A 25,001-nucleotide genomic window follows, 5' to 3' on the forward strand; every position below is an offset into this window, starting at 1 on the left:
CGGCGGCGGGCCACGGTCGCCGTCCCTGGTCGCTCTCCACGCAAGGCAGGTACCACCATGGCCGCAGCCGGCCCCCACTACCGGGGTACGCACCGCCGCCCGCTGCCCACCCCCGGCCACCTCGGACGGGTCACCCTCTCGCTGGCGGTGCTCAGCGTGTTGGCGACGCTCTTCCTGGACGTCTTCCTGGTGACCGCCGCGCTGTCCATGCTGATGGTCGGCCCGGTGGTGCTGGTCGTGCAGTGGTGGCGGGACCGGACCGGCGCCGAGGAACCGGTGACCACGGGCTGAGCCGGTCCGGCCGCGGCGCTACCCGACGTACTCGCGCAGGTGGCGAGCGGTGAGGGTGTCGCCCTGCGCGACCAGCTCGGCGGGGGTGCCGGTGAACACGATCCGGCCGCCGTCGTGCCCGGCCCCGGGGCCGAGGTCGATGATCCAGTCGGCGTGCGCCATGACCGCCTGGTGGTGCTCGATGACGATCACCGTGTTGCCGTCGTCGACGAGCCGGTCCAGCAGGGCCAGCAACTGGTCGACGTCGGCCAGGTGCAGGCCGGTGGTGGGCTCGTCCAGCACGTACGTGCTCGACTTCTCCGCCATGCGGATGGCCAGCTTCAACCGCTGCCGCTCGCCCCCGGAGAGGGTGGTCAGCGGTTGACCCAGGCTGAGGTAGCCCAGGCCCACGTCGGCCAGCCGGTCCAGCACGGCGCGGGCCTGGCCGCCGGGGAAGAACTCCCGGGCCTCGGTGACCGACATGGCGAGGACGTCGCTGATGTTCTTCCCGCGCAGCGTGTACGTCAGCACCTCGTCGGTGTAGCGGCGCCCCTCGCAGCTCTCGCACACCGAGGCGACGCCGGCCATCATCGCCAGGTCGGTGTAGACCAGCCCGATGCCCTTGCAGGTCGGGCAGGCGCCCTCGGAGTTGGCGCTGAACAGGGCCGCCTTGACCCCGTTGGCCTTGGCGAAGGCGGTGCGGACCGGGTCGAGCAGACCGGTGTAGGTGGCCGGGTTGCTGCGTCGGGAACCCCGGAGGGGGGACTGGTCCACCACGACCACCCCGCTGCGGCGCGGCAGCGAGCCGTGGATCAGGGAGGTCTTGCCCGAGCCGGCGACCCCGGTGACCACGGTGAGCACCCCGAGCGGGATGTCGACGTCGACGTCGCGCAGGTTGTGCAGGTCGGCGCCGCGGATCGGCAGCTGCCCGGTCGGACGGCGTACCGGGTCGCGCAGGGTGACCCGGTGGTCGAGGTGGCGCCCGGTGAGGGTGTCGGAGCGGCGCAGGCCGGCGACGTCGCCGGTGTAGCAGATGCGGCCCCCGGCCGCCCCGGCGCCGGGCCCGAGGTCGACGACGTGGTCGGCGATCGCGATGGTCTCCGGCTTGTGCTCCACGACCAGCACCGTGTTGCCCTTGTCGCGCAGGCGCAGCAGCAGGTCGTTCATCCGGGCGATGTCGTGCGGGTGCAGCCCGACGGTCGGCTCGTCGAAGACGTACGTCACGTCGGAGAGGCTGGAGCCCAGGTGCCGGACCATCTTCACCCGCTGCGCCTCGCCCCCGGAGAGGGTCGCCGACTCCCGGTCGAGGCTGAGGTAGCCGAGGCCGATCTCCACCAGCGAGTCCAGCGTCTCGCGCAGGGTGGCCACCAGCGGAGCCACCGACGGGTCGTCCACGGCGCGGATGAACTCCGCCAGGTCGCTGATCTGCATGGCGGAGCATTCGGCGATGTTGCGTCCGGCGATCCGCGCGGAGAGCGCCGCCGGGTTGAGCCGGGCGCCGCCGCAGTCGGCGCAGGTGGTGAAGGTGACCGCCCAGTCCACGAACGCCCGGATGTGCGGCTGCATCGACTCGCGGTCCTTGGTCAGGTAGATCCGGCGCACCTTCACCGCCAGCCCCTCGTACGTCCAGTTGTTGCTGCCCACCTTGATCTTCGTGGCCGGCTTGTGCAGGAAGTCCTGCCACTGCTGCGGGTTGTAGTCCTGCAGCTTGGCGTCGGGGTCGAACAGGCCGGAGCCGACGATGGTCTGCCAGTACCAGGAGTCGACGGCGAAGTTCGGCACCAGGATCGCCCCGTCGTTGAGCGACCGCTCCACGTCGACCATCGCGTGCACGTCGAGGTCGGCGACCCGGCCCAGCCCCTCGCAGGTCGGGCACATCCCCTCGGGGAGGTTGAAGCTGAACGCGCCGGCCGGCCCGACGTGCGGCTGCCCGAGCCGGCTGAACACGATCCGCAGCATCGCGTACGCGTCGGTCGCCGTGCCGACCGTCGAGCGGGAGTTGGCGCCCATCCGCTCCTGGTCGACGACGATCGCCGCGCTCAGGTTGCGCAGCGCGTCCACGTCCGGCCGGCTCAGGCTCGGCATGAAGGTCTGCAGGAAGGCGCTGTACGTCTCGTTGATCAGGCGTTGCGACTCGGCGGCGATGGTGCCGAAGACCAGGGACGACTTCCCGGATCCGGAGACCCCGGTGAAGACGGTGAGTCGGCGCTTGGGGATGTCGACCGAGACCCCGGTGAGGTTGTTCTCCCGGGCACCTCGTACCTCGATGACGTCGTGGCTGTCGGCGGCGTTCCGCGCTGGCTGCTCCATGGGTTCGATCATCTCATTGATGTTCCTATGTAAACTCTGGGGCCAAACCGCCGAGCAGCGCCGCGAGATGTGGGAGGGAAAGTCTCAAACGACGTGGCAAGCGATAGGGTGACCCGGTGAAGGACGGGCGGTTGCGGGTGGTCGACGTCGCGGCCACCGCCGGGATCTCCACCCAGCAGGTGCGCAACTATCTCGACGAGGGGGTCCTGCCACCGGTCGAGCGCACCCCGAGCGGCTACCGGGTGTTCACCGTCGCGCACGTGCGCGCGCTCGCCGTGCTGCGCTGGATGGCCGAGGGGCACGGCTGGGCGCGTACCCGGGAGGTGATGCTCGCGGTCCACCGGGGCGACCTGGCGGCGGCGCTGACGGCGCTGGACGCCGGCCACGCCGAACTGGACCGCGAGCGAACCGAGATCCGCCGCGTCCTGGGCGCCTTCGAGACGGTGGTGGTCAGCCCGCCGGTCGTGGTGCCCGCACCCCGGCGCGGCGCCCGGATCGGCGAGGTCGCGGACCTGGTCGGCGTCCGTACCTCGCAGCTCCGGCTGTGGGAGGAGCGGGGGCTGCTGCGGCCGGCGCGCGAACCGGGCACGAGCTACCGGCTGTACGACGCGGCGGAGCTGCGCGCCGCGCAGGTCGTCGCGCTGCTGCGCCGGGGCGGCTACCCCTTCGAGATCGTGACGGCGGTCCTCGACGAGATGCGCACCAGCGGCCGGCCCCAACGGGTGCACGCCGAGCTGGCCCGGCGCGAGCAGGACCTGCACCGGCGCAGCCTGCGGCGGCTGCGCGCCTCGGCCGCCCTGTACGACTACCTCGCCGAGATCGGGCTCGCCGGCTCCGGGCTGCCCGGGTGAGGCGTGCCGGGCCCGCCGGTCGGCCTCGGTATGGTGCCTCACCATGAGAGCCCGGGCCCTGGCCGCCGCCACCGTCGCCGTACTCCTCAGCACCGGGACCGCCGTCCCGGCGGACGCCGCGCCGCCGACGGCCGTGGCTCCCGGCGTGACCGCGCCCTGCCCGAAGCTGCCGACGCCGGCGGTGACCCGCCCGCCCCGCCCGACCCCACCGGAACCGGTGCCCGGGCAGCGCGCGGTGGGCGGGGAGGCGCTGGCCACCCCCGGCCTGGTCGTGCCGCCCGGCACGCCCGCGCCGCCGCCGGTCACCGCGACCTCCTGGCTGGTCGCGGACCTGGACAGCGGCGCGGTGCTCGGCGGCTGCGGCCCGCACGAGTACGCCACCCCGGCCAGCGTGCAGAAGCTGCTGCTGGCCGCCACCATGCTGCCGAAGCTGGACCCGAAGCAGGTGGCCACGGTGACCCGCGAGGACCTGGACATCGAGCCCGGCAGCTCCGCGGTGGGCCTGCTGGTCGGCGGCCGGTACCCGGTGGAGACGGTCTGGCTCGGGCTGCTGCTCCAGTCCGGCAACGAGGCGGCGAACCTGCTGGCCCGGCTCGGCGCCGGCAGCGCGGAGGCCGGGGTGCGGGAGATGAACGCCGAGGCGCGCCGGCTGGGCGCGTTGCAGACCCACGCGGTGACCCCGTCCGGCCTGGACGGCCCGGGCCAGTTCACCAGCGCCTACGACCTGGCGCTGATCGCCCGGGTCTGCTTCGCCAACCCCACCTTCCGGCGGTACGCGCTGACCGAACGCGCCCAGATCCCCGCCCAGCCCGCCCTGCGCAAGCGCGGCTTCCAGATCCAGAACGAGAACCCGCTGATCTACGACTACCCGGGTGCGCTCGGTGGCAAGACCGGCTTCACCGACCTGGCCCGGCACACCTACGTCGGCGCGGCCGAGCGGAACGGCCGGCGGCTGGTGGTCACCCTGCTGGGCGCCGAACGACGGCCGGTACGGGCCTGGGAGCAGGGCGCCCGGCTGCTCGACTGGGGCTTCTCGCTGCCGCCGGACTCCTCGGTGGGCCGGCTGGTGGAGCCGGGGGAGGTCAGCGAGGACGGCGCCGCTGCGACCCCGGACGCGGGGGCGGCCGTGGCCGCCGGCCGGTCGTCCGGTGGCGCCCCGGAGTGGCTCGGCGGGGCGGTGGTCGGCGGCTCGGCCGGGCTGGTCGGGCTGCTCGCCGCCCTGCTGGCGATCGGGCGACGTCGTCGCCGGCCCCGGCGGCGCGCGGTCCAGTGGGATTGACCGGCGTCGACAACCGGCCGACGCCTCCATAGACTCCGGTCTTTCTGGTACCACGAGTCCAGGGAGGACCCCACGTGTCGAGCGAACCCCGACCGCCCGCCACCCCGCCGCGGCTGTCCGTGGCCCCGGCGCTGCGCCGACTCGCCGGCGTGACGCTGGCCTCGGCCGCGCTGGTCGTCGCCGGCGGCACCGCCGCGGTCGCCGCGCCGGGCACCGATGCGTCCGCGCCGCCGCGGACGACCAACGGGCCGTGCGCGTACACCGAGACGCCCGACGAGCCCGCGGCCCGGCCGGTGCCGTTGCCCCCGGACCCCCGGCGTACGCCGGACCGGGGCACCGTGCGGGTCACCCTGCGCACCAACCAGGGCCCGATCGGGCTGACCCTGGACCGGGAGCAGGCCCCCTGCACCGTGCAGAGCTTCCTGCACCTGGCCCGGCACAAGTTCTACGACCGCACGCCCTGCCACCGGCTGACCGCGTACCCGACGCTCAAGGTGCTCCAGTGCGGTGACCCGTCCGGCACCGGCGAGGGCGGCCCCGGCTACCGGTACGCCGACGAACTGCCCACCGACCTGCCGCCGGCGCCGACCGACCCGACCGGCGTCCGCCGGCTCTACGCGCGCGGCACCCTGGCCATGGCCAACGCCGGGCCGGACACCAACGGCAGCCAGTTCTTCCTGGTGCAGGCCGACTCGGCGCTGCGCCCCAACTACACGGTCTTCGGCTCGGTCGACGCGGCCGGTCTCGCCACGCTCGACCGGATCGCCGCCGCCGGGATCGCGCCCACCCCGGAGGACCCGGCGCCGGTCGACGGCGCGCCCGCCCAGCCGGTGGAGATCTGCGAGGTCGCCCGGCGGCACTGACCCGGACGCGGCGGGGCCGGGATCCTAGCGGCCCGGCCCCGCCCGCCGGCGGTGATTCCGCGGAAGGGGGGAACGGACCGCCGCGCCTCACTACCGTGCGACAGAGTGAGAGTCACCAGTCGGATCGTCGCCGCAGTCGCCGCCGTCCTGCTGTCGCCGGCGGGCACCCCGGCCGTCGCCGCCCCCGCCCGCACCGCTGCCGCCACCACCGGGACCGGGGCCGTCACGACCGGCCCGTGCCCGCCCGTACCCTCGGTGTCCCGGCCGCCCCGGCCGGCGCCACCCCGGGCGGACCCGGCGCAACGGGCCGTCGGCGGGGCCGCCCTGGCCACCCCGGGCCTGGTGACGCCCGCCGGGTCGCCCGCGCCGCCGGCCGTGCCGGCGACCTCGTGGCTGGTCGCGGACCTGGACAGCGGCGCCGTGCTCGGCGGCTGCCGGCCCCACGAGTACGCCACCCCGGCGAGCGTGCAGAAGCTGCTGCTCGCCGCCACCATGCTGCCCCGACTCGACCCGCGGCAGGTCGTCACCGTCACCGCCGGGGACCTCGACATCGAACCGGGCAGCTCCGCGGTGGGGCTGGTTGAGGGCGGTCGCTACCGGATCGAGACGATCTGGCTGGGGCTGCTGCTGAAGTCCGGCAACGAGGCGGCCAACGCGCTCGCCCGGCTCGGCGGCGGCCCCGACGGACAGGCCGGCGGCATCCGGGCGATGAACGCGGAGGCCCACCGCCTGGGCGCGTTGCAGACCCACGCGGTGACCCCCTCCGGGCTGGACGGTCCCGGCCAGTTCACCAGCGCCTACGACCTGGCCCTGATCGCCCGGGCCTGCTTCGCCGACGCCAACTTCCGCCGCTACGACGCCACCCGGGAGGCGGTCGTGCCCGCGCAGCCGGCGCTGCGGGAGAAGGCGTTCCAGATCCAGAACGACAACCAGCTGCTCTACCGCTATCCGGGCGCGCTCGGCGGCAAGACCGGCTTCACCGACCTGGCCCGGCACACCTATGTCGGCGCCGCGGAGCGCAACGGGCGGCGGCTGGTGGTGACCCTGCTCGGCGCGGAGGCGACCGACCGGCGCGGCTGGGAGCAGGGCGCCGCGCTGCTGGACTGGGGCTTCGCGCTGCCCCGCGCCGCCGCCGTCGGCCGGCTGGTACGCCCCGGTGAGCTGGCCTCGCCGCTGCCCACGGCCACCGGCACCCCGCCGCCGCTGGCCGCGGCGGGCGGACCGACGCGGGTGGACCCGCTCGAATACCGGTGGGCGCGGCCCGGGCCGCTCGCCGGGGCGGCGCTGCTGCTGCTCGGGGCGACGGTCGTCGGCGCGCTGGCCGGGCGGCGTCGCCGGCGGGCGGCCGCGGGGCGCCGGGCGTGACGTCCGCCCGGGCCCGCACCCGCGCGGTGACACCCGCGTCCCGGGAGCGGCCCGGCGCGGTGCCGCCGTCCGGTGCGCGGCGGGTCGCCCGGGCGCTGGCCCTGCTGCTGGCGGTGGCGGCGGTCGCCGGCTGCCAGCGGCCTCCCGGCCCGGCACCGCGGCCCAGCGCGGTCACGCCGTCGCCGAGCGGCTCACCCGCCCCGGCCGACTTCGTGCTGCTCTCCGAGGTCGACCCGAGCATCACGGTGGACATCCGGTACGCCACCGCGCACAACTTCGTGGGCCGGCCGGTCGACGGCTACCCCGAACCGCTCTGCCTGCTCACCCGCACCGCGGCCGAGGCGCTGCGCCGGGTGCAGGCCGCCGCCCGTGCCCAGGGCCGCAGCCTGCGGGTGTACGACTGCTACCGACCCCAGCGGGCGGCCGACGACTTCGTCCGCTGGGCGAAGGATCCCGCCGATGAGAAGACGAAGGCCGAGTTCTACCCCCACGTCGCCAAGTCGAAGCTCTTCGACGACGGCTACATCGGCGCGCCCACCTCGCACAGCAGCGGCAGCACCCTCGACCTGACCCTGGACCCGGTGCCGGCGTCGCCCGGGGCCACGTACCGGCCGGGGCAGCCGCTGGTGGCCTGCACCGCGCCGGCCGGTCAACGCTTCGCCGACGGCGGCGTCGACATGGGCACCGGCTTCGACTGCTTCGACCCCCGGGCCCACACCGACGACCCGCGGGTCACCGGCACGCCCCGCGAGAACCGGCAGCTGCTGCGCCGGCTGATGAAGCAGGCCGGCTTCGTCAACTACGACCGGGAGTGGTGGCACTACCGGTTCGCCGACGAGCCGTACCCGGACACGTACTTCGACTTCCCGGTGGCGGTGTCGTCGCTGCGCCCGCGCTGAGCCCGGGCCGGAGGCGTCCCATGATCCCTTCGAGGGGGGCGACCCGCCGGGACTAGGCTTCCCGCCGACCCCTGCCAACCCTCGACGGGCCGGTCACCGCCGGCCCGTCGAACGCGTCCGAGGAGCCGTTGTGGAGATGGAACGGATCGGCCCGCCGCTGCGCGCCGGGGAGCGGGAGACGCTGCGCGCGTTCCTCGACTTCCACCGGGCGACCCTGGTGATGAAGTGCCAGGGGCTGTCCGACGAGGAACTGCGGCGTCGGTCCATGCCGCCCTCGACGCTGACCCTGCTCGGCCTGCTGCGGCACATGGCCGAAGTGGAGCGGACCTGGTTCCGGCGGGTGATCGACGCCGAGGACGTGCCGCTGATCTGGTCGGCGACCGGCGACTTCCAGGAGGCGTACGACCCGACCGGCTCGACCGGCCCGGACGCGTTCGAGGTGTGGCAGCGGGAGGTGGAGCACGCCCGCCGGATCGAGCGGGAGGCCGAGTCCCTCGACGTCACCGGGCACCAGGCGCGGTGGGGTGAGGACGTCTCGCTGCGGCTGGTGATGCTGCACATGATCCACGAGTACGCCCGGCACAACGGCCACGCCGACTTCCTCCGCGAGGGCATCGACGGCTCCGTCGGGGCGTGACCGTCCTGCCGCCCCGCCGTCGCCGGTGCGGCGTCCCGGCTCAGTGCCGGGCGCTGCCCGCCGGCGGGGCCTCGGCACCGGTGCGTCCCGCACCGGGCAGCGGCAGCCAGGCCAGCACGTCGCGGATCTTTTCGTCCCAGTACGCCCAGTCGTGGTCGCCGGGGGAGAAGTCCACGGTGACCGGGACGTCCCGGGCCCGTGCCGCCTCGACGAAGCGCACGTTGTCCTCGTGGAGGAAGTCCTCGGTGCCACAGGCGACGTAGAGCGCCGGCAGGTCGGCGCCGGCCCGGCCGAGCAGCGCCACCGTGTCGTCGTCGCCGCCCGGCACGTCCCGGTCACCCCAGACGGTGTGCCACACGGCCGGGTCGACCGGCCGGGTCGGGTGGTCCCGCCGGCGGGCCACGTCCAGCGCCCCGGAAAGGCTGGCGGCGGCGGCGAACCGGTCCGGCCGGCGCAGCGCCCACTTCACCGCGCCGTACCCGCCCATCGACAGGCCGGCGACGAAGGTGTCCTCCCGGCGCTCGGAGAGCCGGAAGAACGACCGGCACACCTGCGGCAGTTCCTCGGTGAGGAACGTCCAGTAGCGGTTGCCGTGTTCCTCGTCGGCGTAGAAGCTCCGCCCCGCCTGGGGCATCACCACGGCCAGGCCCAGCGGCGCGACGTACCGCTCGATCGCGGTGCGCCGGGTCCAGATGGTGTCGTCGTCGGTCAGGCCGTGCAGCAGGTAGAGCACCGGCGGATCGCCGGCCGGGGCGGCGCCGGCCATGCCGATCTGCGTCGAGGTGCGCTCCGGCAGGAGCACCGTCATCGACGTCCCCATGCCCAGCGCCTCGGAGAAGAAGTCACAGCGGATCCGCGCCATGGGCGTGGATGCTACGCGCCGCCGCCGGCCATTCCACCGCCGCCGCCCGGCGTGCCGGGGCCGTCGCCGGTGCCGGGCCGTCAGGTCCAGTAGAGGATCCGGCAGGCCGGCACCCGGGCGGCCAGCTCGGCGGTGAACCAGGAGCGCAGCTCGGTCATCGTCTCGCGCGGGTAGACGAACTTCACCGCCCCGAACTTGCCGTGCTTGCGGCTGCGCCGCGCCTCGTCCATCTCCAACCGGGTGCGCGGGTACCAGCCGAGCAGCACCTCGCGGCTGCCCGGGGTGAACCGGTGCGTGATCAGTTCCGCGGTCAGGTCCAGCCCCGGCACCCCGGCCACCGCGGCGGCGACCATGCCGAGCAGGTCGCCGTAGTGGGTCCGCCAGTCCGGCAGCGCGATGATCGGCGCGATGGTCAGCCCCACCGGGTAGCCGTCGAGCGCGAGCCGGCGCAGCGCGGCCAGCCGGGCCGGCACCGGGCTCGTACCGCCCTCGAAGCGGGTGCTCACCGGCAGGCAGTTCACGCTGAACCGCACCCGCGTACGCCCCGCGTGCGCCAGCCCGACGAAGGTACCCACGTCGTCGTACTTGGTGGTCCAGCGCAGCTGCACCGGGGCGTCCCAGCCGGCGAAGTGCTCCACCGCCCGCCGCCAGCTCTCGGTCAGGTGCTCCAGGGCCAGCGGATCGGTGTAGCAGGACGCCTCGAAGGTGGTGCCCTCCTCGGCGCGCCGGGCGTTCCGGCTGGTCACCGTGCCCCGCCCGGCGTACTCGGCGAGGCCGTCGAGGATCTCGTCGAGGTCCGCGTACACCCGGGTCACCGGTGGGCCGGAGAGCGACCCGGCCAGATAGCAGTACTGACAGTGCGCCGGGCAACCCTCCGCCAGGTCGATCCGCCAGTCCGCGCTGGGCGCGATCGGTTGCAGCCGGCGGCGCGACGGCGGACTCACCACGATCGCCAGGGTCGACTTCGCCCGGGCGTACGTCTCCCGCTCGGTCTCCCCGCGCACGCCGGTCAGCCGGTTCGCCCGCAACCGTTCGACCTCGATGCCCAGCGCCTCGACCCGCCCGACGATGCGCCGCCCGTGCGGATGGTCCAGCGCCGCGGGGGTGGCCACCACCCGCCGGGGCGTCCAGCGCCGCGCCGGTCGGGGCGGCGGGGCCAGCCCGGCCAGATCGCGGGTCGGCACCCGCTCGCCGCTCGCGTCGTGCGGAGCCGGGGGTACGCCCACGGCCAGCGGCTCGTCGACGTCCACGCTGTCCGGCTGCATCCGGGCCGGTTACCCGTTCCCGGGCGGAACCAACGGCGGGTCGGCCGACCGGTCCGGCGCGGGCCGGGGCCTCGGCCCGCGCGTACCCGCGTCGGCGGCGTCGGCTGGGGCGGCGTCGCCGGTGCTCTGTCCGGGCGGGGCGGCGTCGCCGGTGCGGGGGAGTGGTCCGGCGCCGGCGGCCGCTGCCGCGTAGCGGGCGGCCAGGGTGGCGAGCAGTTCCCGCAGATCCGGCGGGTCGAGCACCTCGAACGCGACGTCCAGGCTGCCCAGGAAGCCGGCCAGGTCGGGCAGCGAGTGCCCGCCCGTCTCCAGCAGACAGGTGCCCTCGTCGAGCGGCTCCAGCAGGCCGGCCGCGGGGGTGAGCAGCGCGGCGACCACGGCCGCCGGCGCGTGCAGCCGTACCCGCGCGCGGTGCCGCCACGCGACGGAGCCGACGCCCCGCCGCACCCGCCAGTCGACCTCGGCCTCGGGCACCTCCCGAGGCGCGAAGCGCGGACCGTTCGGCGATCGCGGGCGGATCCGGTCCGCGCGGAACGTCCGCCAGTCCGCCCGCTGCGGATCCCAGGCCAACAGGTACCAGCGGTGTCCGGTGTAGACCAGCCGGTGCGGCTCCACCGCCCGCCGGCTGTCGGCGCCGTCGCGCCGGACGTAGTCGAAGCGCAGCCGCTCCCGCCGGTGGATCGCCGCGGCGACCTCGGTCAGCGTCGCCGCCGGCACCGTCGGACCGCCCCCGGCCGCCGAGACCGTGGCCGTCCGCAGCGCGTCCACCCGGTGCCGCAGCCGGGACGGCAGCGACTGCTCCAGCTTGGCCAACGCCCGCAGCGAGGTCTCCTCGATGCCGGTGACCGAGCCCGCCGCGGCGGCCCGCAGGCCGACGGCGACCGCCACCGCCTCCTCGTCGTCGAGCAGCAGCGGCGGCAGGGCGCTGCCCCGCCCGAGCCGGTAGCCGCCCGCCGCCCCCGGGCGGGAGTCCACCCGGTAGCCGAGGGCGCGCAGCCGCTCCATGTCGGCGCGCACCGTCCGCGTCGTCACGCCCAGCCGGGCGGCCAGTTCACCACCGGGCCAGTCCCGCCCGGACTGGAGCAGCGACAGCAGCCGCAGCAACCGCACCGACGTCTCCACCATGCCGGACAGTCTGCCCGCAATTGCGGAACCGCACCTTCCGCAATCCCTCGTAGCGTTCGTGGCGAGGAACCAATCGAGGAGAGGAACCACCATGCTGCGAGGCATCGCCACCGTCAGCTTCTGGGCCGACGACCTGCCGGCCGCGAAGACCTGGTACGCCGACCTGCTCGGCGTCGAGCCGTACTTCGAGCGGGCCGGCGCCGACGGGCGGCCCGGGTACTACGAGTTCCGCCTCGGCGACCACCAGCACGAACTCGGCCTGATCGACAGCCGGTACGCCCCGCCCGGCGCGACGACCGGCCCGGGCGGAGCGGTCGTCTACTGGCACGTCGACGACCTGCCGGCCACCGTGGCCCGGTTGCTGGCGGCCGGCGCCCGCGAGCACGACCCGATCCGGGAGCGCGGTGCCGGGTTCGTCACGGCGTCCGTGGTGGACCCGTTCGGAAACGTGCTGGGCGTGATGACCAACCCGCACTACCTTGAGATGCTCGCGAAGCGATCATGACCGGGGGTGACGGACGAGGCGCTGGCCGGGCTGGCCCGTAACCCGGCCCTCCCCGTCGACCTGCGGGACCTGCTCCTCCACCACCCGGCGGTGGTGGAGGCCGTGGCGGCCAACCCGGCACTGCCCCCGTCGGTGATGCGCCGCCTGCTCACCCCACCGACAGGGACCGCGATTCCCGGCTGAGCGGGTGTCCCGTTGCGCCGCGCACGGGCGGCCGGAGACGGCCGGGCCGGTGCCGGGGCGCCAGCGCCGCGCGCAGTGCCGGACCGAGGATCCGCCGGACGTCGGCGGCGGACAGGCCGGACGCGGCCGGGAGCGGATTGAGGTACCGCGTGTAGATCAGCCCGCCGATCACGGTGACCGCCGCGGTGGCGCGCTCGGTCGCGTCGGGGCCGCCGAGGAATTCAGCGAGCCGGACCAGCACCTCCCGGTCCAGGTACTCGCGCACCAGGCCGAGGAGTTGGTCGTCCGGCGCCGGCTCGCCCGTGGCGGAGGCGTCGTCCCACAGGGTCACCACCGCCTGCAGCAGCCGGTCGGCCAGCCCGGCCGGGTCACCCGGCAGCGCCTCGGCCAGCGCCCGGGACTGCGCGCAGTGCACCCGCATCACCTCGCCGAACAGGCCCTGCTTGGAACCGAAGTGGTAACTGACGAGGGCCTGGTCGACGCCGGCCGCGGCGGCCACCGCCCGCAGCGTGGTGCCGTGGTAGCCCCGTTCCAGGAACAGCGTCCGCGCCGCCTCCGCGATGCGCGCGCGGGTCGGCGGATTGCCACGTGGACGTCCTCGGGATTTATTCATCACCGTTGAACATGCCGCCCGGGACCCGCAGTGTCAACGCGGACCGAGGGACCCGGACCGCCCGCGTCCCGGAGGAGGAGTGGACACATGCGCATCGTCGTCATCGGCGCCAGCGGACCCACCGGCCGGCAGCTCACCGGCCAGGCCCTCGCCGCCGGCCAGCACGTCACGGCGGTGAGCCGTCGCCCCCGGGGACTGCCCCGGCACGACCACCTCACCGTGGTGGCCGCCGACGCCACCGACCCCGCCGCGATCGAACCGGCGGTCGCCGGCGCCGACGTCGTGCTCTCCGCGCTCGGCGTCACGCCCAGCCGGAAACCGGTCACCACCTACTCGGCGGCGGCCACCGCCGTCGTCACCGCGATGCGACGCCACAGCGTACGGCGGCTGATGGTGGTCAGCTCCAGCGTGCTGGACCCCGGCTGGCGACCCAGCAACGCGTTCTTCTTCAACCACGTCCTCGACCCCTACGTCAACCGGGTGCTGGTCCGGCAGGTGCACCAGGACATGCGGCGGATGGAGGAGGTGGTCCGGGCCAGCGACCTGGACTGGACGATCGTGCGCCCGTCCGGCCTCTTCGAACATCCCACGGTCACCGACCATCTCGTCGCCGACGGCAGCGCGGACGGCGTGTTCACCGCCCGGGCCGACCTTGCCGCCGCCATGCTGCGCGAGTTGGACGAGCGGCGCTTCCCCCGCCGGGCGATGGGCGTCGCCACCACCGCCGTGCAGCCCGGCCTCGTCCAGCTCGTCCGCGACGAGATCCTGCGATCACCCCGCTGAGCCGGCCGGGCCGGGTGCGCGCCCTCCGGTCGGCCGGCGGGGAAAGCGAGCCCGCACCGCGTCGACGCAGCTGTCCCGGGAGGTCGGGCCGCCGAAGCGCAGCCGGTCGTAGCCGGTGAAGGCCGGCTCCAGTCGGTCCAACTCGTCCACCAGCGCGTGCAACCGTCGCGCCCACCCCGCGCCGGGCTCCGGCCGGTCCACCGCTGCGTGGATGGCCGCGGTCAGCTCGTCCTTGCGCCGGATCGTCTCCGGCGTCACCGACCGCAGGCACACGTACCGGCCGCTGAGGTAGGCGTCCCACTCCTCCGCGCCCTGCCCCGGCTCCGCCCAGTGCGCGGTGAACCAGGCCCGCAGCGCCGCCGGCCCGCCCGCCCGGTCGGCCAGCGAGAACAAGTCCGCCGGCACCATCTGCGCGCCGTCCGAGCGCAGGTAGCCCGGCAGCGGCAACCGCCGGTCCAGCATCAGCCGGCGTACGGCGTCGACGTCGCGTCCGTGCGCCGCGCAGAGCTCCTCGAGGACGACGAACTGCGCGTCGACGTACGCGTCGTCGGCCGCCGTCATTGGATGGTCCCCGTTGACCTCCCGGAAGCGTTCGGCCACCTGCTCCGCCAACCCCATCGACGTCCCCTTCCTCGCATCGGGCTGCGACGGTAGCGGCGGAATCGTTCGGCAGCCGCCGAAGGATTCTCGGAATATCCGTTGCGGGCATCGGGAGGCCTCGCCTACCGTCAATGCCGCAACGTCACACCGATCACTCCGGGGAGCCCGCCGTGCAGCAGCAGACCAGCACCGAGACCACGCGGTCCATGCCGCGCGGCGGTGCCATGCTGCCCGCGGGCGAACGAGCCCGGGGCCTGCTCCAGGGCCGGTGTGGCTGGCGACGAGGGTGGCGGCGCGGATAGCGCCAGCGCGACAGCGCAGCCGCCCACCCCACCGGGGAACGGGCGGCTTTTTCGTCACCCGGCACCCGTCCGAGGGGTGTAGCTCAACCGGAAGAGCACCGGATTCCAAACCCGACGGTTGCAGGTTCGACTCCTGTCACCCCTGCCTCATGTCCCGGCACCGCCGGCGACGTCGCTTCTTCTCAACTCCACAGTGGATGGCATGAGTACGAACCCGGCCGGCGCCGCGAGCGCGTCGGCCGGGTACGACACGGGGTGCGACCAGCACTCCGCACGGGCCGTTGGAGCAACTGGCAGCTCACCCGGTTCTCAGCCGGGAGGTTACGGGTTCGAGCCCCGTACGGCCTACGTAGTGACGACACGCGGTTGTGGCGCAGTGGAAGCGCGTCGCCTCGCCATGGCGAAGATCGCCGGTTCGGATCCGGCCAGCCGCTCAAAACACTCCCATCCCACGGGCTGCGCGCTGGGGCGCAGAGAGGCCTTGCAAGCCACTCCGGCCGGGTTCGATTCCCGGGCGGTCCACGAGCCTTCCGCCGCCCCACCCGGGGCGGGACGCCACGACACCAGGAGAAGACGATGGCATTCACCCCGCTGCCGGGCACCCGGGCGCCGGTACGGGTCTGGACCGACCCGTACGGCATCGAGCCGCAGGCCGCGCAGCAGCTGCGCAACATCGGCGCGCTGCCCTGGGTGCAGGGCGTCGCGGTCATGCCCGACGTGCACTTCGGCAAGGGCGCCACGGTCGGCTCCGTCATCGCGATGCGGCAGGCCGTCTCGCCCGCGGCGGTCGGCGTGGACATCGGCTGCGGGATGTCCGCGGTGCGTACCTCGCTCACCACGGCCGACCTGCCGGACGACCTGGCGCCGCTGCGCGCGGCGATCGAGGCAGCCGTCCCGGTCGGCTTCGCCAAGCGGACCGACCCGATCGACCCGCGCCGGATCCGGGGCCTGGAGCAGGCCGGCTGGGACGCCTTCTGGAAGCGGTTCGGCGAGCTGGACCGCAAGGTGGCGCAGCTGGAGAGCCGGGCCCAGCACCAGATGGGCACCCTCGGTGGCGGCAACCACTTCATCGAGGTCTGCGTCGAGCAGGGCGGGCCGGACGCCGGCCAGGTCTGGCTGATGCTGCACTCCGGCTCCCGCAACATCGGCAAGGAACTCGCCGAGCGGCACATCGGGGTGGCGCGGAAGCTGCCGCACAACACCGACCTGCCCGACCGCGACCTGGCGGTGTTCCTCGCCGGCACCCCGGAGATGGACGCCTACCGCCGGGACCTCTGGTGGGCGCAGGAGTACGCGCGGCGCAACCGCGCGGTCATGCTGGCACTGCTCTGCGGCGTGGTCCGGGAGCAGTTCCCGCAGGTCGCCTACGGGGAGCCGATCAGCTGCCACCACAACTACGTGGCGGAGGAGAGCTACGACGGGGTGGACGTGCTGGTGACCCGCAAGGGCGCGATCCGGGCCGGTCGGGGGGACCTGGGCATCATCCCGGGGTCGATGGGCACCGGCTCGTACATCGTGCGCGGCAAGGGGAACCCGGACGCGTACTGCTCGGCGTCGCACGGCGCCGGGCGGCGGATGTCGCGGGGGCAGGCGAAGCGGACGTACAGCACCGCCGACCTGGTCCGGCAGACCGCCGGGGTGGAGTGCCGCAAGGACGCCGGGGTGGTCGACGAGATTCCCGGCGCGTACAAGGACATCACCAAGGTGATGGCGCAGCAGGACGACCTGGTCGAGGTGGTGGCGCACCTCAAGCAGGTGGTCTGCGTGAAGGGTTAGGCCGGCCGGCGCCCCCGGGGGGAGGCGCCGGTCGTACGCCCCGGTGGCTCAGCGGAGAGAGCGCCCGTCTACGAAGCGGGAGATCCCAGGTTCGAGTCCTGGTCGGGGCACGGTCCGTATCCGCCACCGGCGGAACGGAACCCTTGCGAGCTGGTGCAACCGGCAGCACAGCCGACTCTGGATCGGTCGATGGAGGTTCGAGTCCTCCGCTCGCAGCACGAGCCCTCGTAGCCCATTCCGCCTCTTGTTTAGGCGGTTTGGGACATCATTGGGCTATGCCAAGACCGCGCACATGGACAGACGAAGGGCTTCGCAATGCCCTTCCTGGCGCGCGATCCTGGAAGGACGTATGCGAAACGCTGTCCGTTCCCATCGGAGGCAAGACCTTCAAGAGCCTGCGCGACCGTGCCGAAGCCCTTGGGCTGGACTACAGCCACCTCTACGGAAACGGGCAGCGGCGGCCGGTGATTGAGGCCGTGAGTGATGACCGACTACGGGAGTTGGTGCCGCAGTGCCGGTCGTGGAACCACCTCGCGCTAGAGATCGGGTACGCGAACTCCCGCCAAGGCGGGTGGAGGTCGCGACTGGCGGCCCGCATCGACGCGCTAGGTCTATCGGTCGAGCACTTCCGAGGACGCGGGTTCAACGGCTTGACACCGTTCACCAACGAGCCCACGTTTACGGCCGACCCAACTCCCGAGCGGTTGCGGGTCGCAGCGACAGGTAAGGCAATCGCTTGGTTCTCGGAGCGGGCCTACGTCGTTTCGCTGCCGGTAGAGCCTGCGATCTACGACCTCATCGTCGACTCGCCGAACGGCCTCGATCGGATCCAGGTGAAGTCGTCGACGACAACGAGCCGTACCGTGAAGTTCACCCGGACTGTCTACGACAACCAGCAGCCGGGACGGACATCCACCGGTTACTTCCGGTCGGCACCATACGAACCCGACGAGATCGACTACTTCTTCGTCGTCCTTGGCGACGGCTCGATGTATGTGCTGCCGTACGAAGTGATTGGACGGCGCAGCACGGCCAACATGGGCGAGAGGTACGAGGAGTTTCGGGTGTAGCCAGTAGTTGCGTCTTGCCGGCGTAGCTCAGCGGCCAGAGCACCGCCCTTGTGGCCGGCACCTGCCAGTGCTGCGAGCAGGGCAAGGACACCCGCCGTCCGGAAGGCCAGACGGCGATGTTGCGCGCTCGGTCGGTGCTGCGGCAGACCGGGTGTCCGAGTGGCCATGGGGCGATCCGCAAAAACTACACGTGGGTTTGATTCCCGCCTTGGTCTCCACGGATGCCATCCACTGTGGTCCTCGCCGGAGGGCGTGGGCCCAGCCGCTGCTCATAACGGTGGCCCGCCCGGTTCGACCCCGGGTCCGGCGACTCATCCGCAGTGCCGGTCGGTCAGCCGGTGGCGGCCAGGAGCACCGGCACGGCCACCACGTGGGTCCGGGAGCCGTCGCGGGGCGACACCTCGTACACCTCGACGGTGCCGGGGCCGGCGGTCGCCAACCGATAGGCGACCCCGCCGCGGTAGTCGCCCCGGCAGCCGCTGCCGCAGGTGGCGGTGGTGAAGCCGGTGCCGACCACCCGGCCGCTGCCGTCGAGGATCCGGATCGAGACGGTCGCCTCGTACACGTCGGCGGTGCCGGCGACGGTGACCGGCCCGGCGACCCGCTGGCCGATCGCCGGCTCGGTGACCACGATCGGGGCCAGCAGGTCGGCGAGGTCGGTGCGGGCCAGCACGACGCCACTACCGGCGAAGGCCACCCGGCGCACGGTGGGGAACTGGGTGAGCGTCCAGACCACCTGCGCCCGCCGCAGCCGCAGCGTCCGGGCGTCGGTGTCGGCGAAGGACTCCGGCGGGGCGACGGTGGCGGTGCCCTCGGCTATCCGGACCATCTCGACGCCGGCGGGGACCAGGGTGGCCAGGCCGGCGGCGGCCTCGGCGGAGGTCGGTCCGGCGGCCAGTTCCGCCAGCGCCAGCCGGGAGGTGGCGACGGTGGCGGGTCGGGTACGCCGGGTCGGCACCACCACCCCGGCCCGGGCGAACCAGAGCTGCACGGTCACGCTGCCGGTGCCGGCCGGCGACGGCGTCGGAGTCCGGGGCGGCGTCACCGGCCCGGTCGACCGGGTGGCGGTGGGCCCGGGGACGCCGGTCGGGGTGCCCGACGGGGCGGTGGGGGCGGTCACCGGGGCGGTGGCGGTGCCGGGCGCGGCGGCGCGCGGGGCCGGTCCGAGGGTGCCCGATCGGGCGTCGGCGCAGCCGGCGAGCAGCAGCGCGAGCGCGGCGAGCAGGGCGGGCAGCCGGTTCACGGTTCTCCTCCCGCGTCGGCGTCGGGCGGGGTCACCGGCAGCGCCAGCTGGAAGGTGGTGCCGACGCCGGGGGTGCTGCGGACCGTGAGCCGGCCGCCGAGCAGCCGGGCGTTCTCCCGGGCGATGGCCAGGCCGAGCCCGCTGCCCCGACCGGAGCGCGCCGGGTCGGCCTTGTAGAAGCGGTCGAACACGTGCGGCAGGTGCTCGGCGGCGATCCCCGGCCCCTGGTCGCTCACCTCGTACACGAGCAGCGGGCCGGCCCGGGTCACGCTCGCGCGGACCTCGCCCTGGCCGTGCGTGACGGCGTTGCCGACCAGGTTGGCCAGCACCCGTTCCAGCCGGCGCGGGTCGGTGCGCAGGACGGCCTCGTCGCCGGCGACGACGACCCGGCCGGCCCAGCCGTGCGCCGCGACCAGGTCGCGCAGCGGGGCGAGGGCGGTCACCGACGCCAGGCTGACCGCCTCCCGGCCGGCGTCCAGCCGGGAGATCTCCATCAGCTCCTCGACCAGCGTGCGCAGCCGTACCACGTCGGCGACCAGCAGCTCGGCGGCGCGGCGGGAGTCGTCGGGCAGCGTGTCGAGCCGGTCGGCCAGCAGCGAGGCCGCCGCCACCAGGGCGGTGACCGGGGTACGCAGCTCGTGCGCGACGTCGGCGGTGAACCGCCGCTCCCGCGCCTCGGCCCGGGACAGGTCGTCGATCTTCGTCTGGAGCGCCTGCGCCATGTCGTTGAACGCGGCCGCCCAGTCGCTGAACTCGTCCCGGCCGCGCACCGGCAGCCGGGTCGCCAGCAGCCCCTCCGCCACCGCCCGGGCGGCCCGGCTGGCCCGGCCCACCGGTTCGAGGGTGCGCCGGGCCAGGGAGTGCCCGACGCCCGCGGCGAGCGCCACCACCGCCAGCCAGCCGACCGCCAGCGCGGTGCGCAGCTGGTCCAGCCCGCCGACCAGGTCGCTCTCGTCGGTGACGGCGTACAGCTCGGCGGTCGAGCCGGGGATCCGTCCGCCGACCACCAGCAGGTGCCGTCCGCCGGCGCCGTCCAGCCGCTCGTAGCCGAGCTGCCCGTCGGCGACGGCGGCCCGCAGCTGCGGGCCGGGGGTGGGGGCGTACGAGGGGTGGGACGCGCGGGTGTCACCGGAGATCAGCAGCACGTGCCGGCCGCTGCCCTCGAAGCTGGTCAGCAGCTCGGCGCGGCGGGTGTCGGTCAGCGGCACGAACTGCCCGGCCAGGACGAGCTGGTAGCGGGCGTCGGCCGCTGCCCGCTGCACCGAGCCGTCCAGCCGGGCCTGCCGCAGCATCAGGTACGACCCGCCGGCGAGCACCCCGGCGGAGACCCCGGCGACGAGGACGAACGCCACCGTCAACCGGCGGCGGAGCCGACCCGGCGGTACGGCGCCCGTGGCCATCGCGCCATCCTCTCGTCATGCCGTGGCGAGCTTGTAGCCGACACCGCGCACCGTGCGGACCAGCCGGGGCTCGGCGGGATCGTCCTCCACCTTGGCGCGCAGCCGCTGCACCGCCACGTCGACCAGTCGGGAGTCGCCGAGGTGGGAGTGGTTCCACACCCGGTCCAGCAGCAGCTCGCGGGTGAACACCTGGCCGGGCCGGCGGGCCAGCTCCAGCAGCAGTCGGAACTCGGTGGCGGTCAGGGTCAGCTCCCGGCCTGCCTTGCGGACGACGAACCGGTTTGGGTCGATCTCCAGCCCGCCGACGGTCAGGATGGTCTCCTCGACGACGGCGCTGGCCCGGCGCAACCCGGCGCGTACCCGCGCGACGAGTTCCGGCAGGTCGAACGGCTTGCGCAGGTAGTCGTCCGCGCCGCATTCCAGCCCGACGACCACGTCGATGGTGTCGGTGCGGGCGGTGAGCATCAGGATCGGCACCGCGCTGGTGCGCCGGATCTCCCGGCACACCTCCAGCCCGTCGAGGCCGGGCAGCATCACGTCGAGGACCACCAGGTCGACCGGCTGGGCCCGCCAGGCGGCCAGCGCGGCGCGGCCGTCGACCGCGGTGCTGACCCGGAAGCCGGCCCGCCGCAGACCGAGGGCGGTGACCTCCCTGATGGAGGCATCGTCCTCGACCAGCAGCACGCGGCCGTCCATGACGTCCTCAGGGTAGCCCCGGGAGGTCATCGGACGGTCCTGCCGCAACGGCCGGTGGCGGGGGGCCGGTCGACGCCGGACCCCCGCCCCGACGGCTGGTCATTCCTGCCACTGGTGCGCGACGTCCAGCACGATCCGGCTGTGCGTGCCGGGGCCGGCGAGCACGAACACCCGGAACGGCAGCCGGGCCCGCACCCCGACCGCGAAGGTGGTGTAGCCCTCGAAGCTGCCGGCGAAGACGACGTCCCGCAGCGTCGAGTAGCGCAGGACGTTCGCGGCGTGCTCGCCGACCCGGTACGGGACGGTGGCGACATGCCGGTCGTCGTACGCCGGCGCCCGCAGCGACACCCGCAGCAGCGCGTCCCCGGCGGTGTACGGCGACAGTGCCAGCCCCTCGCCCTCGGTCCAGGTCTCGCCGTAGGCGACCGAGTAGCCGCTCACCGGGCCGGCGAACTCGAACACCACCCGGTCGTAGCAGTCGTGCCGACCGGTACGCACCTGGGTCAGCGGGGCGCTGCTGAGCGGGCCGGTCGTCTTCTCCAGGCTGCCCCAGGTGATCCCGCAGTACGGCGCGCCGGTGACCGCCCGGGGCGCGACCTGCGTGCCGGTGGTCGTGGGCCGCGCTCCCGCGGTGGCCGCCGTGGCGGCGGTGAGCAGGACGGCGAGCATGATCGCCGCCACCGCCCCCAGTGTCTTCGTGGATCGCATGGTGTCCTCCCTGCCTGTTCCGTCCGGTCCGTTCGGTGGACCGGTTCGACTTCGACGGTCGGGCCGATCCGCCACAGCCGTCCCACCGGGGCGTAACAGCGGGGTAACAGTCCTCAACGGCCGGTCCGGGCCGGCGGCGCGGAGGCGTCGGCGACGGTGGCCGGCCCCGGCGGTGACGCCACCGTCGGCGGCTCGACGAGGGCGCGCAGCGGGGAGCAGAAGATCGGCAGCCAGGTCAGCGCGGCACCCGCGGCGCCGAGCCAGAGCGCCGTGCGGACACCGGCGTACTGGCCGAGCAGGCCGGAGAGGGCGGCGCCGACCGCGATCGCGCCGAACAGCAGGAAGCGGAACACCGCGTTCATCCGCCCGAGCAGCGCGTCCGGGGTGCAGCGCTGGCGCAGGCTCACCCCGATGACGTTGCCGATCCCGGTGCGCCAGGCGGTGGCCAGCCAGCCGAACCCGGCCAGCCAGAGCACCGGACCGGTGTCCAGCAGCGGCACCAGCGCGCCCAGCGGTGCCACGATCAGCCCGGGCAGCCAGAGCGCCCGACCGTGGCCGATCCGGTCCGCCAGCGGCCGGGCGGTCACCGCCCCGAGCAGCGCCCCGACCCCGCCGGCGCCGAGGAACAGCCCGAGCGCCCCGGCGCCGAGTCCCAGCTCGCGGAGGAAGACCACCGGCAGCATGGTGGTCATCACGTTGACCGTGAGGTTGATGCTCGCCAGCGAGAGCACCAGCGGCCGCAGCAGCGGGTTGCCCAGCACGTGCCGTACCCCCTCGGCGAGCTGGCGGCCGAAGCCGTCGCGCCGGGCGGCCCGCCGGGCCGGCGCGGCGTCCGGTCGCAGCCGGGTCAGGACCAGCGCGGAGACCAGGTACGCGAGGGCGTTGAGCACCAGGGCCACCGGCGCGCTGAGCAGCTGCACCAGGAATCCGCCGAGGGCCCGCCCACCGATCTGGATGGTCGCGCCGGTGCTCACCAGCAGCGAGTTCGCCGCCACCAGCCGCTGCCGGCCGACCACCGCCGGCAGGTAGCTCTGCTCGGCGACGTCGAAGAAGACCGTGCCGGCCCCGGCGAGCAGGACCACGAGGTAGAGCTGCCCGATGGTCAGCCAACCGGCCCACCAGGCCACCGGGACCGAGGCGAACAGCGCGGACCGGACGAGATCCGCGAAGATCATGACGGTGCGGCGGTCGGCCCGGTCCACCCAGACCCCGGCGGGTAGGCCGATCAGCAGGAAGGCCGCGGTGCCGAGCACGCCCAGCAGGCCCACCTGTCCGGGGGTGGCGCGCAGGACGTCGACGGCGAGCACCGGGACGGCCAGCAGGGCCACCTGCTGGCCGATGCCACCGACGACGCTGACGGCGTACAACTGACGGAAGGCGCGGGACCAGCGGGCGGTCGGGCGCGGGTGGGTGATCATGCCGGTACGGTGCCCGGACGCCCGGTCCGGGGTCGATGAATTCGGCCCAGGGCAAATCCGTGGGCGACGAGAGGACGGGGGACGAGGGGTGCTGCGCGCCGCGCTGTCGGTGGCGGACCTGGCCAACACCAGGTTCGCCGTGTCGCCGCTGTGGGAGGTGGTGGCCAGCGTACGGATCGTCAAGAACCCGGCCGGCTTTCCCGCGCACCTGCCCTGGGCGCGCCAGGTGGTGCCCCGGCTGGCGGCGGTGCGGTGGGGGCTGCTGGCCGACCTGGTGCCGGTCCCCACCGTGGTGATCCCGTCGTTCGTCTGTCCACCGCCGACCACCACCGGGCCCACCCTCGACCTGGAGTTGGCCGCGCTGGCCGCGACCCCGCCGGAGGTGGTCCGTGCCTGCCTCGACCGGGATCCGGTGCCGCCCACACCCCGGACGGCCGCCCTGCGCGCGGACCCGGAGGCCGGGCTGGCCGACCTCGCCGCGCAGATCCGCGGCTACGCCGACGTCGCGCTCGCCCCGTACTGGCCGCGGATGCGGACCCTGCTGGAGCGGGAGGTGCTGCTCGGCGCCCGCCGGATGGCCGTCGACGGGGTGCGGGGCCTGCTCAACCACCTCGACCGCTACGTGTCCTGGGACGACGGCACGCTCCTGGTCGAGCACCTGACGACCGCCGGATCGGTGCGGCTGGACGGTCGCGGGGTGCTGCTGGTGCCGTCGGTCTTCACCTGGCCGCGGCCGTTCTCGAACCTGGTGGAGGCGTCCGGGCAGCCGACCCTGCGCTACCCGGCGGGGGCGGTGGCGACGCTCTGGGAACGCGCCGCGCTGCCGCCGGGCGAGGCGCTGAGCCGGGTGCTGGGCCGTACCCGGGCCACGCTGCTGCACGAGCTGGCCGTGCCGTCCTCGACGACCGAGCTGGCGCGCCGCTGCGGGCTGGCCCCCGGCACGGTCTCGCAGCACCTCACCGCGCTGCGGGACGCGGGTCTGGTGGGCACGCACCGGGTCGGCCGGTTCCTGCTCTACGCGCGGACCACCTCGGCGGAGGCGCTGCTCGCCGGGGCGGGCTGACCCGGGGGTCGCGCCGGGCCGGGCCGTCAGGCCACCCGGGCCACCGTGCCGGCGGGCGGGGCGGGCACCGCGTCCGGGTGCAGGACGGCGGCGATCGCCTCGACGCCGTCGACCAGCCGCGGGCCGGGGCGGACGACCAGTCCGTCGGCGTCGACCGCCCAGACCGGTGTGCCCGGGAAATGCTCCGCCACCGCCTCGGCCTGGCCGACCGCGCCGTCGAGGCGGAAACCGCAGGGGGTGACCAGCACGACCTGCGGCGACGCGGCACGCAGCTCGGACCAGGGCACCTGCACCGAGCGGGCGCCGGGACGGGTGGCCACCGGCTCGCCGCCGGCGGCGCTCACCAGGTCGGGGATCCAGTGTCCGGCGGTGAACGGCGGGTCGGTCCACTCCACCACCGCCACCCGGGGCCGTGGCCGGTCGCCGACCGCCGCCGCGACCGCCGCGAGCCGGTCGCGCAGACCGTCCACCAGCGCCCGCGCCCGCTCCGGTACGCCGGCGGCGTCGCCCACCGCGAGGATGCTCGCCAGCACCTCGTCCAGGGTGTACGGGTCGAGCGAGAGCACGTCGGCGCGGCAGCCCAGGTGGTCGAGGGCGTCGGCGACGTGTCCGGAGGGCAGGGCGCAGACCCGGCACAGGTCCTGGGTGAGGATCAGCTCGGGGTCCAGCCCGGCGAGCGCGTCGGCGTGCAGGGTGTAGAGGTCGGCGCCGGCGGCGAGTCGGGCCCGGACGTGCGCGTCGATCTGGCCCGGGGTCATGCCCCGGGTGTCCGTGCCGCCGACGACCACGGTCTTGCCGGCCCGGTCGGCGGCCGGCACCTCGCATTCGAAGGTCACCCCGACCAGGTCCGCGCCGAGGCCGAGGGCGTAGACGATCTCGGTCGCGGAGGGCAGCAGGGAGACCAGGCGCATGGCC

25 protein-coding genes and 5 tRNA genes are annotated in these 25,001 nt (G+C 74.6%); 18 read left to right on the forward strand and 12 right to left on the reverse strand.

The window, feature by feature from the left end; translation table 11 throughout:
* The first annotated feature begins 57 nt into the window (after positions 1-57).
* Positions 58-291: a hypothetical protein gene (locus tag M2302_RS04780; RefSeq protein WP_280836759.1), complete on the forward strand. Its 234-nt coding sequence runs from the start codon at positions 58-60 to the stop codon at positions 289-291.
* Positions 292-309: 18 nt separating this feature from the next.
* Here the strand turns inward: M2302_RS04780 and M2302_RS04785 are convergent, their stop codons facing one another.
* Positions 310-2,580 carry an excinuclease ABC subunit UvrA gene (locus tag M2302_RS04785; RefSeq protein ID WP_280836825.1) on the reverse strand — a complete coding sequence of 757 codons (2,271 nt, stop codon included), beginning with the start codon at positions 2,578-2,580 and terminating at the stop codon, positions 310-312.
* A 116-nt stretch (positions 2,581-2,696) separates the two neighbouring features.
* Between M2302_RS04785 and M2302_RS04790 the strand changes: the two genes are divergently transcribed.
* From M2302_RS04790 to M2302_RS04815, 6 genes are all read left to right on the forward strand, one after another.
* The gene (locus tag M2302_RS04790) at positions 2,697-3,431 is read left to right on the forward strand and encodes a MerR family transcriptional regulator (protein WP_280836760.1); all 735 of its coding nucleotides are present in this window, start codon (positions 2,697-2,699) and stop codon (positions 3,429-3,431) included.
* A 43-nt stretch (positions 3,432-3,474) separates the two neighbouring features.
* Positions 3,475-4,710, forward strand: coding sequence for a serine hydrolase (locus M2302_RS04795; protein ID WP_280836761.1), 1,236 nt, complete (start codon positions 3,475-3,477; stop codon positions 4,708-4,710).
* A 74-nt stretch (positions 4,711-4,784) separates the two neighbouring features.
* A complete protein-coding gene (locus M2302_RS04800) occupies positions 4,785-5,573 on the forward strand; it encodes a peptidylprolyl isomerase (RefSeq protein WP_280836762.1) in 789 nt (262 codons plus the stop codon).
* A gap of 105 nt (positions 5,574-5,678) precedes the next feature.
* Positions 5,679-6,938 (forward strand): serine hydrolase, encoded by a 1,260-nt coding sequence (locus tag M2302_RS04805; protein ID WP_280836763.1) that lies wholly within the window; start codon positions 5,679-5,681, stop codon positions 6,936-6,938.
* 107 nt (positions 6,939-7,045) lie between these two features.
* Positions 7,046-7,837, forward strand: a complete 792-nt coding sequence (locus tag M2302_RS04810; RefSeq protein ID WP_280836826.1) for a M15 family metallopeptidase — start codon at positions 7,046-7,048, stop codon at positions 7,835-7,837.
* A gap of 136 nt (positions 7,838-7,973) precedes the next feature.
* The gene (locus M2302_RS04815) at positions 7,974-8,474 is read left to right on the forward strand and encodes a DinB family protein (RefSeq protein WP_247659226.1); all 501 of its coding nucleotides are present in this window, start codon (positions 7,974-7,976) and stop codon (positions 8,472-8,474) included.
* 40 nt (positions 8,475-8,514) lie between these two features.
* Here the strand turns inward: M2302_RS04815 and M2302_RS04820 are convergent, their stop codons facing one another.
* The 3 genes from M2302_RS04820 to M2302_RS04830 form a co-directional block, all read right to left on the reverse strand.
* A complete protein-coding gene (locus M2302_RS04820) occupies positions 8,515-9,336 on the reverse strand; it encodes an alpha/beta hydrolase family protein (protein ID WP_280836764.1) in 822 nt (273 codons plus the stop codon).
* Positions 9,337-9,416: 80 nt separating this feature from the next.
* On the reverse strand, positions 9,417-10,601 hold the full coding sequence (locus M2302_RS04825; protein WP_280836765.1) for a spore photoproduct lyase family protein: 1,185 nt from the start codon (positions 10,599-10,601) through the stop codon (positions 9,417-9,419).
* Between the two features lie 9 nt (positions 10,602-10,610).
* A complete protein-coding gene (locus tag M2302_RS04830; protein ID WP_280836766.1) occupies positions 10,611-11,726 on the reverse strand; it encodes a WYL domain-containing protein in 1,116 nt (371 codons plus the stop codon).
* A 91-nt stretch (positions 11,727-11,817) separates the two neighbouring features.
* Here M2302_RS04830 and M2302_RS04835 point away from each other — a divergent pair, with 91 nt between their 5' ends.
* Complete coding sequence (locus M2302_RS04835) at positions 11,818-12,231, forward strand: VOC family protein (protein WP_154936580.1); 414 nt, start codon at positions 11,818-11,820, stop codon at positions 12,229-12,231.
* A gap of 6 nt (positions 12,232-12,237) precedes the next feature.
* Positions 12,238-12,414 (forward strand): hypothetical protein, encoded by a 177-nt coding sequence (locus M2302_RS04840; RefSeq protein WP_280836767.1) that lies wholly within the window; start codon positions 12,238-12,240, stop codon positions 12,412-12,414.
* On the opposite strand, the gene M2302_RS04845 is transcribed toward M2302_RS04840, so the two are convergent.
* Entirely contained in the window at positions 12,380-13,027 is a 648-nt protein-coding gene (locus M2302_RS04845; RefSeq protein WP_280836768.1) for a TetR/AcrR family transcriptional regulator, read from the reverse strand. The two genes, M2302_RS04840 and M2302_RS04845, sit on opposite strands and share 35 nt — an antisense overlap.
* 87 nt (positions 13,028-13,114) lie before the next feature.
* Here M2302_RS04845 and M2302_RS04850 point away from each other — a divergent pair, with 87 nt between their 5' ends.
* Entirely contained in the window at positions 13,115-13,810 is a 696-nt protein-coding gene (locus M2302_RS04850; RefSeq protein ID WP_280836769.1) for an NAD(P)H-binding protein, read from the forward strand.
* On the opposite strand, the gene M2302_RS04855 is transcribed toward M2302_RS04850, so the two are convergent.
* A complete protein-coding gene (locus M2302_RS04855) occupies positions 13,799-14,428 on the reverse strand; it encodes a DUF6058 family natural product biosynthesis protein (RefSeq protein ID WP_280836770.1) in 630 nt (209 codons plus the stop codon). The genes M2302_RS04850 and M2302_RS04855 overlap by 12 nt on opposite strands.
* Positions 14,429-14,784: 356 nt before the next feature.
* Between M2302_RS04855 and M2302_RS04860 the strand changes: the two genes are divergently transcribed.
* The 7 genes from M2302_RS04860 (at position 14,785) to M2302_RS04890 (ending at position 17,558) form a co-directional block, all read left to right on the forward strand.
* Positions 14,785-14,857 (forward strand) — tRNA-Trp (locus tag M2302_RS04860).
* 130 nt (positions 14,858-14,987) lie between these two features.
* A tRNA-Glu gene (locus tag M2302_RS04865) sits at positions 14,988-15,060 on the forward strand.
* A 14-nt stretch (positions 15,061-15,074) separates the two neighbouring features.
* Positions 15,075-15,146 (forward strand) — tRNA-Gly (locus tag M2302_RS04870).
* 142 nt (positions 15,147-15,288) lie between these two features.
* Positions 15,289-16,488, forward strand: a complete 1,200-nt coding sequence (locus M2302_RS04875) for an RtcB family protein (RefSeq protein ID WP_280836771.1) — start codon at positions 15,289-15,291, stop codon at positions 16,486-16,488.
* A gap of 37 nt (positions 16,489-16,525) precedes the next feature.
* A tRNA-Arg gene (locus M2302_RS04880) sits at positions 16,526-16,598 on the forward strand.
* Positions 16,599-16,632: 34 nt separating this feature from the next.
* Positions 16,633-16,704 (forward strand) — tRNA-Gln (locus tag M2302_RS04885).
* 59 nt (positions 16,705-16,763) lie between these two features.
* Positions 16,764-17,558, forward strand: a complete 795-nt coding sequence (locus M2302_RS04890) for a group I intron-associated PD-(D/E)XK endonuclease (RefSeq protein ID WP_280836772.1) — start codon at positions 16,764-16,766, stop codon at positions 17,556-17,558.
* Between the two features lie 331 nt (positions 17,559-17,889).
* On the opposite strand, the gene M2302_RS04895 is transcribed toward M2302_RS04890, so the two are convergent.
* The 5 genes from M2302_RS04895 to M2302_RS04915 form a co-directional block, all read right to left on the reverse strand.
* Positions 17,890-18,801, reverse strand: a complete 912-nt coding sequence (locus M2302_RS04895; protein WP_280836773.1) for a Gmad2 immunoglobulin-like domain-containing protein — start codon at positions 18,799-18,801, stop codon at positions 17,890-17,892.
* The gene (locus M2302_RS04900) at positions 18,798-20,201 is read right to left on the reverse strand and encodes a sensor histidine kinase (RefSeq protein WP_280836774.1); all 1,404 of its coding nucleotides are present in this window, start codon (positions 20,199-20,201) and stop codon (positions 18,798-18,800) included. The genes M2302_RS04895 and M2302_RS04900 overlap by 4 nt, the downstream gene beginning before the upstream one ends.
* 15 nt (positions 20,202-20,216) lie before the next feature.
* On the reverse strand, positions 20,217-20,897 hold the full coding sequence (locus M2302_RS04905) for a response regulator transcription factor (RefSeq protein WP_210775238.1): 681 nt from the start codon (positions 20,895-20,897) through the stop codon (positions 20,217-20,219).
* A gap of 99 nt (positions 20,898-20,996) precedes the next feature.
* Complete coding sequence (locus tag M2302_RS04910; RefSeq protein ID WP_280836775.1) at positions 20,997-21,605, reverse strand: hypothetical protein; 609 nt, start codon at positions 21,603-21,605, stop codon at positions 20,997-20,999.
* Between the two features lie 113 nt (positions 21,606-21,718).
* Entirely contained in the window at positions 21,719-23,023 is a 1,305-nt protein-coding gene (locus M2302_RS04915; protein ID WP_280836776.1) for an MFS transporter, read from the reverse strand.
* A gap of 88 nt (positions 23,024-23,111) precedes the next feature.
* On the opposite strand from M2302_RS04915, the gene M2302_RS04920 reads away from it, so the two are divergent.
* A complete protein-coding gene (locus tag M2302_RS04920; RefSeq protein WP_280836777.1) occupies positions 23,112-24,086 on the forward strand; it encodes a helix-turn-helix domain-containing protein in 975 nt (324 codons plus the stop codon).
* Between the two features lie 26 nt (positions 24,087-24,112).
* Here M2302_RS04920 and M2302_RS04925 read toward each other — a convergent pair whose 3' ends face one another.
* Positions 24,113-24,997: an ABC transporter substrate-binding protein gene (locus M2302_RS04925; RefSeq protein WP_280836778.1), complete on the reverse strand. Its 885-nt coding sequence runs from the start codon at positions 24,995-24,997 to the stop codon at positions 24,113-24,115.
* Between the last annotated feature and the right edge of the window lie 4 nt (positions 24,998-25,001).

The organism is Micromonospora sp. A200, from assembly GCF_029893845.1.
Classification (GTDB): Bacteria; Actinomycetota; Actinomycetes; order Mycobacteriales; family Micromonosporaceae; genus Micromonospora; species Micromonospora purpureochromogenes.

What these genes read in the sequence shown, in the direction of transcription:
- M2302_RS04820 (WP_280836764.1), bottom strand. Translation starts at nt 9,336, where the DNA reads ATGGCGCGGATCCGCTGTGACTTCTTCTCCGAGGCGCTGGGCATGGGG.
- M2302_RS04830 (WP_280836766.1), bottom strand. Translation starts at nt 11,726, where the DNA reads ATGGTGGAGACGTCGGTGCGGTTGCTGCGGCTGCTGTCGCTGCTCCAG.
- M2302_RS04780 (WP_280836759.1), top strand. Translation starts at nt 58, where the DNA reads ATGGCCGCAGCCGGCCCCCACTACCGGGGTACGCACCGCCGCCCGCTG.
- M2302_RS04825 (WP_280836765.1), bottom strand. Translation starts at nt 10,601, where the DNA reads ATGCAGCCGGACAGCGTGGACGTCGACGAGCCGCTGGCCGTGGGCGTA.
- M2302_RS04905 (WP_210775238.1), bottom strand. Translation starts at nt 20,897, where the DNA reads ATGGACGGCCGCGTGCTGCTGGTCGAGGACGATGCCTCCATCAGGGAG.
- M2302_RS04850 (WP_280836769.1), top strand. Translation starts at nt 13,115, where the DNA reads ATGCGCATCGTCGTCATCGGCGCCAGCGGACCCACCGGCCGGCAGCTC.
- M2302_RS04900 (WP_280836774.1), bottom strand. Translation starts at nt 20,201, where the DNA reads ATGGCCACGGGCGCCGTACCGCCGGGTCGGCTCCGCCGCCGGTTGACG.
- M2302_RS04845 (WP_280836768.1), bottom strand. Translation starts at nt 13,027, where the DNA reads ATGAATAAATCCCGAGGACGTCCACGTGGCAATCCGCCGACCCGCGCG.
- M2302_RS04915 (WP_280836776.1), bottom strand. Translation starts at nt 23,023, where the DNA reads ATGATCACCCACCCGCGCCCGACCGCCCGCTGGTCCCGCGCCTTCCGT.
- M2302_RS04855 (WP_280836770.1), bottom strand. Translation starts at nt 14,428, where the DNA reads ATGGGGTTGGCGGAGCAGGTGGCCGAACGCTTCCGGGAGGTCAACGGG.
- M2302_RS04785 (WP_280836825.1), bottom strand. Translation starts at nt 2,580, where the DNA reads ATGGAGCAGCCAGCGCGGAACGCCGCCGACAGCCACGACGTCATCGAG.
- M2302_RS04795 (WP_280836761.1), top strand. Translation starts at nt 3,475, where the DNA reads ATGAGAGCCCGGGCCCTGGCCGCCGCCACCGTCGCCGTACTCCTCAGC.
- M2302_RS04925 (WP_280836778.1), bottom strand. Translation starts at nt 24,997, where the DNA reads ATGCGCCTGGTCTCCCTGCTGCCCTCCGCGACCGAGATCGTCTACGCC.
- M2302_RS04910 (WP_280836775.1), bottom strand. Translation starts at nt 21,605, where the DNA reads ATGCGATCCACGAAGACACTGGGGGCGGTGGCGGCGATCATGCTCGCC.
- M2302_RS04875 (WP_280836771.1), top strand. Translation starts at nt 15,289, where the DNA reads ATGGCATTCACCCCGCTGCCGGGCACCCGGGCGCCGGTACGGGTCTGG.
- M2302_RS04815 (WP_247659226.1), top strand. Translation starts at nt 7,974, where the DNA reads ATGGAACGGATCGGCCCGCCGCTGCGCGCCGGGGAGCGGGAGACGCTG.
- M2302_RS04835 (WP_154936580.1), top strand. Translation starts at nt 11,818, where the DNA reads ATGCTGCGAGGCATCGCCACCGTCAGCTTCTGGGCCGACGACCTGCCG.
- M2302_RS04890 (WP_280836772.1), top strand. Translation starts at nt 16,764, where the DNA reads ATGCCAAGACCGCGCACATGGACAGACGAAGGGCTTCGCAATGCCCTT.